This is a genomic window from Mycobacterium colombiense (genome assembly GCF_003284975.1).
Lineage (GTDB): Bacteria > Actinomycetota > Actinomycetes > Mycobacteriales > Mycobacteriaceae > Mycobacterium > Mycobacterium europaeum_A.
In genome coordinates, this window is sequence record NZ_QMEU01000059.1 from 1 (window position 1) to 14842 (window position 14842).

Consider the following 14842-nt stretch of genomic DNA (forward strand, 5'->3'; position numbering starts at 1 on the left):
CACCCCGTTATACGTCACCTTCGAACCCGGATCCATCACCAAACCCGCCCGCGACGCCAACATCGTCAACTCGGTCTTGGGGGTGAAACCGCCCCGGAACTGGATGTAGACCAGGGTGAAGATCACGCCGAGCACCACTACCACGAGCAGGGTGATGAACTTGTACGGCGGCTCGCGGGAGTCGTTGATCTGAACGGGTGAACCTTCCACGGCGCTACACCGTGAGCCCGAAAGTCATCGTGGACAGCCGGCGACACGGGTGGTTATCGAGGTAACCCACCGTCGCCAACCCTGCCCCTCGCCTCGGTGCCGCCGCCACCCGGCGCTGGCCTGTACACGCATGTAATAGGACCAGTGAAATGTACCGCGCCGCAGTGGCACAAACAAAGCAACGGCGGGACCGGCGGGCGCGCCGCGTCACCTTTCGAGTACGCGCGGTGGCGGGTGCCGGCCATCCGCTGCTTTCGGTGCGCGAATGACGTTGTGTAGCAGTACTTTCGCGGTTTACGGGTTGATGGTGTTGTCGCCGACCTGGCGGCCCCAGACGTATTCGTTCGCATACGGCGATCCGGTGTCCAGGTGGTTGTAGGGCGCGATGCTGTTGCCGGTGTCCATGATCAGCTCCGGTGCGGGCCACAGGTCGTGGGTGATCGGCTGCCAGCATCCCGGCGCACCACCGGGGCCGCCGCGCGCGTTCACCCGCGGCAGGTTCTCGGGCCAGATGTACGGGTTGGGTGCGCCGCCGACGAGCCCGGCGATGCCGCCGACCAGCGACGCCAGCACCGGCACGGTGGCAACGGGATTGAGCAACAGACCGAGTCCGGACGTGACCTCGGTGTCCATGTTCAGCGAGTAGCCGTTGAAGCCGCCCTCGGAGGCACCGGTGATGGGCACGATGTCGTGGTAGTTGTGCAGCGTGCAATAGATTTCGGGGCTGTAGGTGTCCAGCAGCTGCGCCGAGGGCACCAGGTCTTCGGCGCCGCGCGCCAGATACGGCCCGGCCTTGTTGAACAGCTCGGCACCGGTGTTACCGAACCCGGCCGCCGACAACAACGCCCGATCCAAATCCTTCTGCTGAGCATTGAGGGTGCGCGCGGTGATCACCGCGTTGTTCAAAAAGTCGAACAGGTCCGGCGCCGCGTTCGCATACGTATCACCCAGCGCCGCCAACTGCTGAATATCCTTGCGCGCCTGCGGCATCCGCGGATTCACATCATCAAGCAACACATTCGCATTGGTGATCGACTGGCCGAACTTCTCGCCCAGCCCCGACAGCGACTGCGCCGCCGCGCTCAACGTCAGATTCAGCTTGACCGGATCCACCTTCTCCGCGATCGAGGTGATCGTTTGAAACAACGTGTTGATCTCAGTGGTCACCGAGCGCGCATCGATCACCGTGCGCGACGAAATCTTCTGCGGCGACGGATTCGCCGGCGTCGTCAAAGACACATACTTGCCACCAAACACCGTCGTCGCCTTGATATCCGCATTCACATTCGACGGAATCAACGCCAAATACCGCGGAAACACCTCCAACGTGAACTTCGCCGCCGGCTTCCCATCACGCACCGTCTCCGCAATCGACCCCACCCGGCCGATCTCCACCCCGTTATACGTCACCTTCGAACCCGGATCCATCACCAAACCCGCCCGCGACGCCAACATCGTCAACTGGGTCTTCTCGGTGAATGCACCACGAAACTGCCCGTACACCAAGGCCAAAATCAGTACGCACACAAGCAGCACGGCGAAGGCGATCCACTTGTAGGGCGGGGTCCGTTGCGAGTTGATCTGCACGGGTGAACCGGGACCTGGATGTGTCGACAAGACCGCCGCCGCCCCTCACGTCCGCGCCGCAGCCTGCCGGCGCGGCGACAAATCCCTCCCCTGCCGTTGCCAGGGGCTTTCGTACTCACGCAATAACGAATCCAGTGAAATGTACCGCGACGGCCGAACTTGTGCGAACCGCTGTTCACAAATTCGTCGGCGGGTGTCCAGGCGCGTCGTCTCCCAACCTTCGGTGGGGCGCTGGCATGCGGTCGGTCTGATCGCCTTTCTGTGGTTGCTCAACATGTATGCCGTCAAGGCACGGGTGGCGGGCGGAGTCGACCCGTGGCTGTTTGGCTTGTCGCCGGGGCGGCTGTGGTGGCCGGTGCGGTGGCGTGGCTGGGGTGGCTTCGCGGTTGGCAAGACCGCCGTGCCCTGCTGGCCGGCTGGCCGGTCGCGTCGTTGATCCTGTCCGCCGACTGAACCGTCGGGTCTACCCTCGATGAGGACAACGAAAGGTGAGCGATGCTGGCAGCGTTCGGATTCGAATCCCTGGGTGTGGTCGTCGGCGACATGTACTTCATCGACCCGTCCCCGCTCGAAGGTCAGGAGACGCCGGAGCGCGGCGTCAGGCTGGAACTGCGGCTCGTCGACCGGGCCGCGCCCCAGGGCTCGATCTACGCCGGCGTCCCGATCGCCTTCACCCGCCCGGTGTGGCGGGTGGACCTGTTCGGATCCATCGAGAGCCCGCCCGGCACCCTGGACCGCGCCCATCACCACCCGCAGTTCAACGGTTGGGAACCCAGTCACAGGCACTTCGTCCCCGAGCTGTCCGCCGACCCGCTGGCGTGGTTGACCGAGCAGCTGGCCGACCCGGCCGCCGTACTGGCGCGGGCCGGCGTCGACGCCGACGAGGTCAGCGAGGCGGATACGGCGGGGCTCGCAGCGGCCGCCCCAGAGATCGTCGCCGCGGTGAAACGCTTGCTCGACGGGGTGCGCAACGGCGAGCTGGCTCCGGCCCCCGCCGAGCCGGTCGCCGCCGCCCGCACCGGCTGGCTCTGACGTGCGTTAGCGTCGTCGGCGTGACCCTCAAAAACATCGCCCTGACCACCCTCGACGGCCGGCCGACCACGCTGGCCGAATTGTCCGACGGCGCAACGCTGGTCGTCAACGTCGCCTCCAAATGCGGGCTGACGCCGCAGTACACGGCGCTGGAAAAGCTGGCCAAGGATTATGGCGACCGCGGCCTGACGGTCGTCGGCGTGCCCTGCAACCAGTTCATGGGCCAGGAACCGGGGACGGCCGACGAAATCCAGGAGTTCTGCTCGACGACCTACGGCGTGACGTTCCCGCTATTGGAGAAGACCGACGTCAACGGCGACGGCCGCCACCCGCTGTACGCGGAGCTGACCAAGGCCGCCGACGCCGCCGGCCAGGCCGGCGACATTCAGTGGAACTTTGAGAAGTTCCTGCTCGCACCCGACGGCGAGGTGGTGCGCCGCTTCCGGCCTCGCACCGAGCCCGACGCCCCGGAGGTCATCAGCGCCATCGAGGACGTGCTGCCCCGCTGAGCGGGCGCCTGCGGACCGCAGTCCTGCCGCGGGCAGCAAACGCCGGCCAACCTTTTCAATACCGGTTGAATGATAGGGTTCGCACGTGCCGCCGCCTGGGAAGACGACGAAGCGACGGGGCAGGCGCCAGGGTGAACCGGTATCGCGCGAGGCGGTCCTGCGCGCTGCGAAGCTGCAGTTCGCCAAGCGCGGCTATGACAAGACGACGCTGCGTGCGATTGCCGACCAAGCGCGAGTCGATCCTTCGATGGTCCTGTACCTCTTCGGCTCCAAGGCACAATTGTTTCGGGAGTCGATGAAGCTGGTGCTGCCGGCGAACTTGCTGACGAACGAGCTTGCCCACAAGGACGACGATTTAGGACGCCGCGTGGTGCGGGCCTACCTTGGCATTTGGGAGCGGCCCGATACGGCCGCGAGCATGGCCTCGATGGTGCAGTCGGCGACGTCGAACAGCGATGCCAACGAGGCGTTTCGCGGCTTTCTGCACGACTACCTGCTCACCGCGGTGTCCAACGCTCTCGGCGGCGGCCACGAGGCGCGACTGCGTGCGATGCTGGCCGCTACGAGCCTCGTTGGCACCGCCATGTTGCGATACATCATGCGTGTGCCGCCCCTGTCATCGCTCGGGGTTGATGAGGTGGTCGCGCTCGTCGGTCCCGCAGTGCACCGGTCCTTGACCATCCCCGCCGACGAGCTGGGTTTGGACCTGCCGCCGCAGTAAAACCCGAGCGCCCAGACCGCGGGCGCCGCGGCTACACCGCGGTCGCCTCGAGAGTGCGGAGCGGTAACACGGTCTCGATGACGCGGTTCACCCCGCCCGCAAACCAGCAAAATTTCAATGGCTATTGAAATACATCCCACATCGTTCTAGAGTCCTGCCAGGGGGCCGGATGAATGGAGCCGTCATGTCGCGTGTAGCCACCAAGGTCGTCGTTGCGGCGATCCTCGCCTTCACCGCGGTCACAGCGAGCGGATGCCTTCCCACGGCCAGCGTGGGACCACCTCTCGGCGTTGCAGCCGGTTAGACGGGCCGCGCCACGAGCCCACGGCAGAACGGGCAAATGTGGATGAGAGGTCGAAAAGTTCGAACTTGCGCCCCGGTATCGGGACGCGAGTTGGAACATTCGCACCTTTGGTAGCGGAGACTGGGTTCGAACCCGCGTGCGCTCGTTAAGCGAGCATGGGGTCGATCGCGGAGCGCGGTACCAACACCTGAGGGGCACCTGCCGCGTCGGGCAGCATATGACCTTGGTCGAAAAAGAAGATGACACCGTCGTTGGTGACGGCGAAATTCTGATAGTTCGCGGGGTCGTAGAGCACGGCCGGCGCGATGGTCACGGGCGGCGCGGTCGGCGTCTGGTTCGCCGGCGGCGCGGTCGGCGCCTGGTTCGCCGGCGGCGCGGTCTGCTTCTGCAGCTCGCTCTGCACGATGGGCGCGACGGTCGTCAGCGGGTCGTCGACGCGCCACAAGGGCGTGTTGTTCTTGTCGTCTGACGCTGCGGTCCACACAATCGCCTTGCGGTAAGTCTGGTCCCAGTTGAACGACTTGAACGTCGTCTGGGGGTGTGCGCCGACGTTCTGAACGACCTTCAACACCACGGCCTCGGTGCCGCGCGGCGGTATCGCCGACCCGTAATTCGCCGACGAAATGGTCAGCTGATTGGGCTGATCGCGGGATGCGGAGGATTTGGCCACGTTGAGGAAATCGTCGCGCTCCTTGGTGATGAAGTCGGCGATGGACTTCTCGTCTGGGTAGTTGGCCGGGAAGCTGATGTCGAGGTTGTAGCCGGCGTCAGCCATGTGGATCACGCACGCCTGACCAGTGTTGGCGCCTTTGAGTTCGGCGCAGTAGTCCTTCGGCGGCGCGCCAGCTGCGACGCCAGCAGGGCCAAAGAGGACGAGGGCCGTCGCGAACGCTGCCACCGTGAAGGTGCGCATGTTGAGTCTCCTCCGACAACTCGCGGTACCGATGGAGGTAAAGATAAGCCATCGCGCCGCCGGCCATGATCGCCGGACTTCCTGAGAGGGCTCGCCGGCTAAGGGCGCCCCGCCTTGCTTCGCGAACGTCTGATCGGGCATGAAAACGGCCCCCGGAGAATCCCCCGGGGGCCATTTTACCTGGTAGCGGGGACAGGATTCGAACCTGCGACCTCTGGGTTATGAGCCCAGCGAGCTACCGAGCTGCTCCACCCCGCGTTGGTGAATGCCAGGTTACCGAACCGGTCTCTCGGCGACCAAATCGCGCGGTCAGCGGCCGTGGATACCGCGAATGGCTCAGTGCGACGGCGGGTTGAGCCCGTACCGCTGCGCGATGTCGTCCATCCACTCCGGCGAGCCGTACGTCAGCCCGTATTTGTCGGCGAGCTCGCCGAACTCGGGTAGCTCGTGCAGCGGTGTGCCCGCCGGGTCCTGGTCGTGCTCGACGAGCAGCTCGCCCAACTCGCGGAAGTAATTCTCGAACCCGCCGGGGGTGATGACCTCGATGATGCGGCCCGGCTCGCTGCCGGCGTTCCACATCGCGTGCATCTGGCCGCGCGGCTTGGTGATGTAGCCCCCGGGACCCAGGACGACTTCGCTGTCGTCGGAACGGAACCCGATCTCGCCGGCCAGCACGATCGAATGCTCGTCCTCGCGGGTGTGCCGGTGCGCCGCGGTGAGCAGGCCGACGGCGAACGGATGCTCGACGATGGACACCTCGCCGCCGTTGGTCTTGCCGGACAGTTTGAACACCGCCCCGAAGCCCGGGAGGGTGACGACGTCGCCCTCCCCCGGTTGCACCACCGTGACGCCGATTGGATCCGGACCGCTCATGTGAGATACCTTCCTCGCAAACCCATTGTGCCGCAAGGCCTATTCAGCCCGCCGCGGCCAGGCCGGCCGGCATCTCGTCATGTGGCGGCCAGAGCGGTTGCGGCACTTCGATGCCGAACGGCTTGTCCCAGCCGTTGCGGGACGAAACCTGGTGCACGGGATGGCGATTGGCCGCGACGCCCCACCTGCCCAACGGGTAACCCAGGGTGAGCATCGCCGACATCTTCCAGCCTTGCTCGACGGGAACTCCCAGCAGCTCGTTCACCTCGTCCTCGAAATTGCGGAGCACCATCGTCATGACACCGCCGACCCCCTCGGCACGGGCGGCGAGCAACGCACTCCAGATGGCCGGGTAGATGTTGGCGCCGCCCAGGTCATCGATGGCGTAGACAAACAGCAACAGGGGGATTTCTTCGAAATGGTCGGCCAGGTAGTTGCCCGAGCCCTTCATTCGGCGCATCGTTTCGGCGTGCGCGGCGGGATCCGCTCCGGGCGCCGTCGCCACCATCGGTCCCGTTCCCGTGCTGAACTTTTCGTATTCCAGGGCGCGGGCCTTGCGAAACAGTTCGGCGAACTTGCCGATGAGTTCCCGATCGTCCACTGCCACGAAGTGCCAACGCTGGGTGTTGCCCCCGTTCGGGGCGCGTACGGCCGCATCGAGGATGCGGGCCTGGGTGTCCAACGGAATCGGATCCGGGCGCAGCCGGCGCATCATCCGGGTGGTGTACAGGGCTTCGTAGACGTCCATTGTTCTGCTCCTTCCACTATTCGGGCCAAGGACTGTTGTGGATCGCGTCGACCATGTTGGCGGGCGTGAAGTTCGGATCGAAGTGCGCCAGGACGTCGGCGTTCATGGTGCCGTAGGTGGTCTCCGGGCGGTGCTTCATGCCTTCGTTGAAGGCGACCAGGATGCGGTTCTTGAAGTCGGGACGCGGGTGGGCCGCGGTGATCGCCTCGACAGCGTCCGAGGGCAGGGTCTCCCAGCCGGCACCGACGACGTCGGTCGCGACACCGGCGATGAGCAAACTGATTTCTGGGTCCAGGCGGGCCGGTACGCCGGGCGTCGTGTGCAGGGCGATGCTCAACCACACCTTCTGGGCCTGCGCTTCCTCGACGCCACGTTCCACCAGGAATTCGCGCGCAGCGTCGGCACCGTCGATTTCGAAGCGCTCGGTCGAGGCGCCGTAGCGCGACGTGAGACCCAGGTCGTGGAACATCGCCGCCACGTAGAGCAGTTCCAGGTCTGGGTGCAGCCCGAGGCGGCGCCCATGAAGCGCGCCGAAAAGGTACGCCCGCCGGGAATGGTGGAAGAGGACGTCGTCCTCGGCGGCGCGGATGAACTCTGTTGCCTCGCGCACCAGCGCGGTGTCGGGGACCACGATGTCCGCAACGGCTGTTATCGATGGAATGGCCATGACCGCGTCTCCTTCACTGCTTGCCTGAAGTTTGCGCCGCGGTGCGGTCAATGGAGTAGTCGGTTTGCCGCCGTTCTTCCCACAGAATCCGACATTGGCCGTCAGGCGGTGAGGATCGCCCGGGCCACCTCGTCGGGGTGGGTGAGCAGCCCGTTGTGCGTGCCTGGAATGACGACCGGCCGGACCCCGATCCGCGCGGCCGATTCGGTCGCCGGCCGGGGCATCGCCAGGTCGTCTTCGCCGGCGATGTAGACCAACGGGATGCCCAGGTCGATCGGGTGGGTGTCGAGCGCACCGAGGAAGTAACCACCGGGCTGAACCGTGAGCAGGTCCGCCACCAGCCGCTGTAAGTCAGCACAGACGCCCTGCATCAGTTCCTGTCCGAGGTATTCCGCGGTTGCCGGAACGGCTCCGACCGGCGATTCCTTGATCCACCGCAGCGCGGACAGGCGTTTGTCGGGCGGGTTCTCATCGATCAGCGATCTGCCGGGCAGCGGGACGTGCGCGTTGTAGTACACCAGTTTCTCGACTCGACCGGCGAGCACCTGCGCGGCGCCGGTCGCCGGAAAACCGCCCCAGCTGTGGGCGACCAACACCACCGTGCCGCATTCCAGCCGTCCCACTTGCCAGGCGATGTACTCGACCGCATCGTGAAGTTGGTATCCCGAGGGATCCTCGCCGTCGCCCATGCCGGGCAGCGTCAACGTGATGGCCCGGTGACCCGCCGCGCGCAGCCGCTGGGCGACCGGCCGCCACGACCACGCCCCATGCCAGGCGCCGGGGATCAGGACGTATGTCGACATGTCCTTTGATCAGCCGTGGCGTCCGGGCCGAGTGGCGAGGTCACTGGTGGCCAAACCCCAAGTGCCGTCGTCGCTTCGCGTCATGTCCTGCTTTGTGTCGATCGAGGACGTGCTCACGCTGACGTCCGAGCCGTTGTGGGGAAGTTCCGTGCGTTCGGGACCATGCGCAGCATCGTGGATGGATGAAACAACTCCCCGCGCCGGCCGACCATGTTCATCAGATGCAGGAACCGCTGGACCATTTCCGGATCGGTTTGCGCGGCGCGGACCATGCGCTCCACCAGTGCGTTCCTGAGCCGGACCGACGTGGTTCGCTTCCCCGCTATTTGCGGCAATGCCAAGTCCGAACTCACGGCGGTATGCCAGGCCACGGCGATCTCCTTGGCAGCGCGGCCGAAGAAACGCCGTGGCAGCTTTTCGCCGCCGTCCCGAAGACAATCACGCAGGATCAGCGCCTCGATGGCGGCGATCGACATGCCTTGGCCGTAAAGGGGATTGAAATTGCACAGGGCGTCACCCATCACGATCAGGCCGTCGGGCATGCGCGTCAGCTTGTCGTAGCGTCGCCACCGATTCGAGGGAAACTTGTAATGCGTGACGTCGGCGAGCGGTTCCGCGGACCGCGCGGCGGCCAGCACATGTGGGGGCGCTACACCGGTCAGACAATTGAACACGGCGGCGCGATCGGGGGGCGCCGGCTGCCCGGACAGTGTTTGCACCGCGAGCATGTAGGCGTCGTTTTCTCCGGCGAACATCGCGAATGCGACCGGCCGGCTGGGCTGAGCGGCGGTGAGCGTGATGTTCTCCCACAAGGTGCCCGGCTTCACATAAACCGGCAGACCCGCGTAGGTGACGTGCACCTTCAATTCGTTCTCGGGTGGACGGCCATAGCCGAGTTCTTCGAGAAAGAGCGGAGTCCGCGAACCGCGGCCCGTCGCGTCAACGACAAGGTCTGCGGCCAGGACGCTTTCGACGCCCGAGTCACGTCGCGCCACCACCACACCCGTCACGCGGCGGCGCTGCTGGGTGGACGTCAGCCGCACCGCGTCACAGCCCTGCAGCAACTCGACGTTGGAAAGGACATCCACGCGTCGACGTAGGTTCCACTCGAGAAAAGCGCGGTGCGCGTAGTGGATAACGATCGACTCCGGGTCCGGGACGTTGCCCGAGCGCAGCAACTCGTGTCCACCGAAATTGATGCAGAGGCGCGACAGGTCGCCGTCGTCCCAGACTCGGGCACCGCCGACCACCAACTCGTCGAGGAAACCGGGAAAAAGCTGTTCCAAACTTCGCGTCAGCCGGGCCGGCGGGATGTGCGGCAGGCCGCCTTGCGGGACCCCGCGGCGAGTCCGCGGTCCGTCCGGGAGAACGTCTCGTTCGATCACGACAACGTCGCGATAGAAGTCGGCCAGTACCCGTGCCGCCAGTAAGCCGGTGATGCTACCCCCGAGAACTATTGCGGTGTCCCCGATTTCGGACGCATTTGTGTTCAAGCTGACTCCTGTGATCGCACCTGATGAGAACCGTCGCATCCCCTCGGCGGTCACCGCTCAGTCTGCTGCGGTGACCGTCTGGGCACCGGTGCGATTTCAGACCGCTATCCCACAATTCGCGACATCACCGGCCGCGCCGACGAAGCGCCTACTCGGGCCAGGTGTTGTCGAGGATGATCTCGACGAAGTCGTCACGGCGGAAGGTGGGATCGAAGTGTTGCAGCACATCGGCGTTGACGGTGCCAAAGGTGCTGTGCGGGCGGTGTTTCATGCCTTCGTTGAAGGCAGCCAGGATTTGCCGCTTGAAGTCGGGCCGGGGATGCGCCGCGGTGACCGCGGCGAGGGCTTCCGCGGAAAGGTCGTCGCGCCCGATGCCCAGCACATCGGTCTCGACACCGGCTGTGACCAAGGCGATTTCGGGTTCCATGAATTCGGGTATGCCGGGCGTGGTATGCAGTGCGATGCCGAGCCACACTTTGGCGGCGTCGGCCTCGCCGACGCCGTGCTCCAACAGGAAGGCCCGCGCAGCGTTGGCGCTGTCCACCTCGAAGCGCAGGGTGGACGTGCGATACCGCTCGGTGAGGCCCAGGTCGTGGAACATCGCCCCGGCGTACAGCAGTTCCAGATCTGGCTCCAGGCCGCGGCGCCGCCCCTGCAGCGCACCGAACAGGAACACGCGCCGCGAATGGTCGAAGAGCAGGTCACCCTCTGCCTCGCGGATGAACTCGGTGATCTCGCGAACCAGCGGGGTGTCCGGTATGACGATGTCGGCGATACTCTCGGCGTGTTGACTGACCATGATCAACCTCCTGTGTCGGGTGGACTGTCCTCAGTATTCGGCCGCGCCGTTCAAGCCACCCGAATCGTATGAGCCGTCTTCACCACAGAATGCGACGCGATCGCCACCGTCGGTCGGGTCGCTAGCCGCCCAGCCGCCATATTTCCCACAAATTGGGACACAATGGCTTGCGTGACCGAGGCCAGAGCGCGTGCGCGGGTGGTGGTGATCGTCGTCTTCGACGGGGTGACGCTGTTGGACGTCGCGGGCGCGGGTGAGGTCTTCGTCGAGGCCAACCGGTTCGGCGCCGACTACCAGATCAAGATCGCGTCGGTGGACGGACATGACGTGACCAGCTCGATCGGGTCTCGCCTGGGCGTGACCGACAGCATCGCGGCGATCGAGTCCGCTGACACCGTCCTGGTCGCGGGCAGCGATAACCTGCCCGCGCGCGCCATCGACCCCGCATTGGTCGAGGCCATCCGATCGGTCTCGGCCCGGACCCGGCGGCTGGCCTCCATCTGCACTGGGTCGTTCGTCCTTGCACAGGCCGGCCTGCTCGACGGACGGCGGGCCACCACACACTGGCACGACACCCGGCGGTTGGCGCGGGCCTTCCCCGATGTCACAGTCGACCCCGATGCGATCTTCGTCCGCGACGGAAAGATCTTCACCTCGGCCGGGATCTCGTCGGGCATCGACCTGGCGCTGGCGTTGGTCGAAATGGATTACGGGACCGAACTGGTCCGCGACGTGGCGAGGTGGCTGGTCGTCTACCTCAAACGCGCGGGGGGCCAATCACAGTTCTCGGTGTTGGTCGAGGCCGATCCCCCGCCGCAGTCGCCGCTGCGCGCGGTCATCGACGCGGTCGCGGCCAACCCTGCCGCGAACCACAGCGTGCAGTCCCTTGCCGCGCGGGCGTCACTGAGCACCCGTCAGCTGACCCGGCTCTTCCAATCCGAGCTGGGGATGACCCCGGCCCGCTATGTCGAATTGGTTCGCATCGATTTCGCCCGTGGGGCACTAGAATCCGGCCGGTCCGTCAGCGAGTCCGCGGGCATGGCCGGCTTCGGCAGTAGCGAAACCCTGCGACGCGTGTTCGTCAACCACCTGGGCATCAGCCCGAAGGCCTATCGGGACAGATTCCGAACGGCGTACGCCTAACGGCTATTTGGTGTTGTTGTACTTGGTGATCGCGTCGTCCAGGCGCTGCAGCGCCGCACCGTAGCCGGCGAAATCGCCCTTCTTCTGCGCGTCCTTGGCCGCGCCGAGGGCCGCCTGAATCTCTTGCAGGGCAGCCGATTTGGCCGGGGACAGGGTCACCGAACCGTCGGCGATCGGCGGCGCGGCCACCGGGGGCGCCGAACCCGGTGTCACGGCCGGCGGCGGCGCGTTGGCCGGCGGACTGGCGGCGGGCGTGCCGGACTCGGTGGGCTGGATGCCCGTCGCCGCCGCGCCCGCACCCGGACCGAACAGCCCGGTCAGGGCGTCCCGCACGGTGGGGCCGTACCCGATCTTGTCGTTGTACATCATCGCCACCCGGATGAGCCGCGGATACGACGACGCCGCGTCGCTGGCCCCCGGGGAGGCGTACACGGGTTCGACGTACAGCAGCCCGCCCTGGCCCACCGGCAGGGTGAGCAGGTTGCCCCACCGGATCCGGTTCTGGTTGTCGCGCCCGATCACACCGAGGTCCTGGGACACCGCCGGATCGGTGGTGATCGCATTGTTGGCCAGCTTGGGCCCGTTGACCTGACCCGGGATGGTCAGCACGGTGATCCGGCCGTACGTCGCCGGGTCGGAGCTGGCGCTGATGTAGGCGGCCAGGTAGTCGCGCTTGAACCGGTTCATCGCGCTGGTCAGCTGATACGACGCCGTATTGTCGTTCTTCGCAATGTTTTTCGCGACGATGTAGTACGGCGGCTGGTAGCTGCTGGCCGTCGGGTTCGGATCCAGCGGCACGTCCCAGAAATCCGACGTGGAGAAGAACGTCACCGGATCGTTGACGTGATACTTCGCCAGCAACATCCGCTGCACCTTGAACAGGTCCTCGGGATAGCGCAGGTGTTCGGCCAGCTCCGGGCTGATATCGCTCTTGGGCTTGACCGTGCCAGGGAAGACCTGCATCCACGCCTTGAGCACCGGGTCCTGCTCGTCCTGCTGGTACAGCGTGACGGTGCCGTCGTAGGCGTCCACGGTCGCCTTGACCGAGTTGCGGATGTAGGAGACCCGCTTGTCGGGTGCCAGCCTGTTGAACGCCACCTCGTTGGAGTCCGCGGTCGCCGACTCCAGCGACGTGAGTTCGGAATACGGGTAGTTGTCCAGCGTGGTGTAGCCGTCAATGATCCACACCAGCCGCTTGTTGACGATCGCCGGGTACACCGCGCTGTCGGTGGTCAGCCACGGCGCCACCGCCTCCACCCGCCGCGCCGGGTCACGGTTGAACAGGATCTTGCTGTTGGAGCCGATCACGTTGGAGAATAAGAAGTTTCGCTCGGCGAATTTCGCGGCGAACACGCTGCGCGACAGCCAGTCGCCGATCGGGACGCCGCCGAGGCCGGTGTAAGTGTAGTTCTTGGTCTCGTTGCTGGTCTCGTAGTCGTATTCGCGGTCGGTGCCGTTGCGACCGACGATCGCGTAGTCGGCCGACGTGTTCGAGATGACCGGCCCGAAATAGACGCGCGGTTGGTCGAGCTGCGCCGGGCCGTCGGACACCACGCCGCCGTTGGCGCCGACGACGTTGACCAGGAATTCGGGGTAGCCGCCATTCTGGTTGGGGTCGTTGGCGATTCCGCGCACCGTGTTGGCCGGCGACGCGATGAAGCCGTTGCCGTGGGTGTACACGGTGTGCCGGTTGATCCAGTCGCGCTGATTGTCGATCAGCCGGTCGGGGTTGAGTTCGCGGGCCGCCACGACGTAGTCACGCAGGGCCCCGGTGCGGTCCTGGTACCTGTCGATGGACAGCTGGTCGGGGAAGTAGTAGAAGTTCTTGCCCTGCTGGAACTGGGTGAACGCCGGGCTGATGATCGTCGGGTCGAGCAGCCGGATGTTCGATGTGGTGGCCCGGTCGTCGGCGACCTGCTGGGCGGTGGCCCCCACGTCGCCGGTGTAGTTGCGGTAGGTGACCTGGTCAGCCGTCAGGCCGTAGGCTTGCCGCGTGGCAGCGATGCTGCGGCTGATGTATTCGCTTTCCTTTTGCGCGGCATTGGGTTTGACGCTGATCTGCTCGACGATCAGCGGCCATCCCGCCCCCACGATCAGCGACGACAACAGCAACAGGACCAAACCGATCGCGGGAATCCGCAAATCCCTGAGCACGATCGCCGAGAACACCGCGCCCGCGCAGATCAGCGCGATGGCCATCAGGATCAGCTTGGCCGGCAGCACCGCGTTGATGTCGGTGTACCCGGCGCCGGTGAAGGGCTTGCCGCCGCGGGTGTGCGACAACAACTCATAGCGGTCCAACCAGTAGGCGAAGGCCTTGAGCAGCACCAGCACCCCGACCAGCGTGACCAGCTGGATTCGCGCCGACCGGCTCAGCGCCCCGGTGCGGCCGGACAGCCGAATGCCGCCGAAAATGTAGTGGGCCAACAGGTTCGCCACGAAGGCCAGGAACACCGCGACGAACAGGTATGACAGCAGCAGCCGGTAGAACGGCAGCTCGAACGCGTAGAAACCGAGGTCCTTGCCGAACTGCGGGTCCCGGATGCCGAAATCGCCGCCGTGTAGGAACAGTTGGATTCGCACCCAATAGCTTTGGGCGACGATGCCGGCCAGCAGGCCGACCGCCACAGGGATACCGGCGCTCACCAGTCGTAGCCGCGACAGCACCAGGGCGCGGTAGCGCGCCACCGGGTCGTTGTCGTTGCTCGGCACGAACACCGGGCGGGTGCGGTAGGCCACCGCCAGCCCGGCGAACACGATGCCGCCCACCAGCAGGCCGGCGATCAAAAACACCACGAACCGGGTGACCAGCACGGTGGAGAACACCGAGCGATACCCGAGCTCGCCGAACCACAGCCAGTCGACGTACGCGTCGATCAGCCGCGGACCCGCGAGCAGCAGAGCGATCACACCCAGTGCGATCAGGATCAGAATCCGGCTACGCCGAGTCAGCTTCGGCATCCGTGCGGTGGGCCGCATCCCCACTGGCTACGCTCCCTGATCGATTGCTAGACGGTGACAACTCTACGCATGGCACAAC

At 65.6% G+C, this 14842-nt stretch carries 14 protein-coding genes, 1 tRNA gene and 1 pseudogene; 5 read left to right on the plus strand and 11 right to left on the minus strand.

All coding sequences use genetic code 11. From position 1 onward, the window contains the following. Together DQP58_RS17615 and DQP58_RS17620 are read right to left on the minus strand one after the other, a co-directional pair. Window positions 1-156: pseudogene (locus DQP58_RS17615) on the minus strand (MCE-family protein MCE1A); the annotation flags it as partial. Between the two features lie 348 nt (window positions 157-504). Next, complete coding sequence (locus DQP58_RS17620) at window positions 505-1797, minus strand: MCE family protein (RefSeq protein WP_112709560.1); 1293 nt, start codon at window positions 1795-1797, stop codon at window positions 505-507. Window positions 1798-2112: 315 nt separating this feature from the next. On the opposite strand from DQP58_RS17620, the gene DQP58_RS26850 reads away from it, so the two are divergent. The 4 genes from DQP58_RS26850 to DQP58_RS17635 all read left to right on the plus strand — a co-directional run bounded on the left by DQP58_RS26850 (window position 2113) and on the right by DQP58_RS17635 (window position 4059). Next, window positions 2113-2250 carry a hypothetical protein gene (locus DQP58_RS26850; protein WP_165827905.1) on the plus strand — a complete coding sequence of 46 codons (138 nt, stop codon included), beginning with the start codon at window positions 2113-2115 and terminating at the stop codon, window positions 2248-2250. Window positions 2251-2292: 42 nt separating this feature from the next. Further along, on the plus strand, window positions 2293-2829 hold the full coding sequence (locus tag DQP58_RS17625) for a hypothetical protein (protein ID WP_112709561.1): 537 nt from the start codon (window positions 2293-2295) through the stop codon (window positions 2827-2829). Between the two features lie 20 nt (window positions 2830-2849). After that, window positions 2850-3338 carry a glutathione peroxidase gene (locus tag DQP58_RS17630; RefSeq protein WP_112709562.1) on the plus strand — a complete coding sequence of 163 codons (489 nt, stop codon included), beginning with the start codon at window positions 2850-2852 and terminating at the stop codon, window positions 3336-3338. Between the two features lie 85 nt (window positions 3339-3423). Next, entirely contained in the window at window positions 3424-4059 is a 636-nt protein-coding gene (locus DQP58_RS17635) for a TetR family transcriptional regulator (protein ID WP_112709563.1), read from the plus strand. Between the two features lie 449 nt (window positions 4060-4508). On the opposite strand, the gene DQP58_RS17640 is transcribed toward DQP58_RS17635, so the two are convergent. The 8 genes from DQP58_RS17640 to DQP58_RS17675 form a co-directional block, all read right to left on the minus strand. Further along, complete coding sequence (locus tag DQP58_RS17640) at window positions 4509-5276, minus strand: esterase (protein WP_112709564.1); 768 nt, start codon at window positions 5274-5276, stop codon at window positions 4509-4511. A 181-nt stretch (window positions 5277-5457) separates the two neighbouring features. Continuing rightward, a tRNA-Met gene (locus DQP58_RS17645) sits at window positions 5458-5534 on the minus strand. A 78-nt stretch (window positions 5535-5612) separates the two neighbouring features. Beyond that, window positions 5613-6149 (minus strand): cupin domain-containing protein, encoded by a 537-nt coding sequence (locus DQP58_RS17650; RefSeq protein WP_112709565.1) that lies wholly within the window; start codon window positions 6147-6149, stop codon window positions 5613-5615. Between the two features lie 43 nt (window positions 6150-6192). After that, window positions 6193-6897 carry a nitroreductase family protein gene (locus tag DQP58_RS17655; protein WP_112709566.1) on the minus strand — a complete coding sequence of 235 codons (705 nt, stop codon included), beginning with the start codon at window positions 6895-6897 and terminating at the stop codon, window positions 6193-6195. A gap of 16 nt (window positions 6898-6913) precedes the next feature. Then, a complete protein-coding gene (locus DQP58_RS17660; protein WP_112709567.1) occupies window positions 6914-7564 on the minus strand; it encodes an HD domain-containing protein in 651 nt (216 codons plus the stop codon). Window positions 7565-7665: 101 nt separating this feature from the next. Further along, complete coding sequence (locus DQP58_RS17665; RefSeq protein ID WP_112709568.1) at window positions 7666-8367, minus strand: alpha/beta fold hydrolase; 702 nt, start codon at window positions 8365-8367, stop codon at window positions 7666-7668. Window positions 8368-8480: 113 nt separating this feature from the next. Further along, a complete protein-coding gene (locus DQP58_RS17670; protein WP_112709569.1) occupies window positions 8481-9860 on the minus strand; it encodes an FAD-dependent oxidoreductase in 1380 nt (459 codons plus the stop codon). Between the two features lie 148 nt (window positions 9861-10008). Beyond that, entirely contained in the window at window positions 10009-10659 is a 651-nt protein-coding gene (locus DQP58_RS17675; protein WP_112709570.1) for an HD domain-containing protein, read from the minus strand. A gap of 162 nt (window positions 10660-10821) precedes the next feature. Here DQP58_RS17675 and DQP58_RS17680 point away from each other — a divergent pair, with 162 nt between their 5' ends. After that, window positions 10822-11802 (plus strand): GlxA family transcriptional regulator, encoded by a 981-nt coding sequence (locus tag DQP58_RS17680; RefSeq protein WP_205869457.1) that lies wholly within the window; start codon window positions 10822-10824, stop codon window positions 11800-11802. Between the two features lie 3 nt (window positions 11803-11805). Here DQP58_RS17680 and DQP58_RS17685 read toward each other — a convergent pair whose 3' ends face one another. After that, on the minus strand, window positions 11806-14787 hold the full coding sequence (locus tag DQP58_RS17685; protein ID WP_112709572.1) for a UPF0182 family protein: 2982 nt from the start codon (window positions 14785-14787) through the stop codon (window positions 11806-11808). Window positions 14788-14842: the final 55 nt, after the last annotated feature.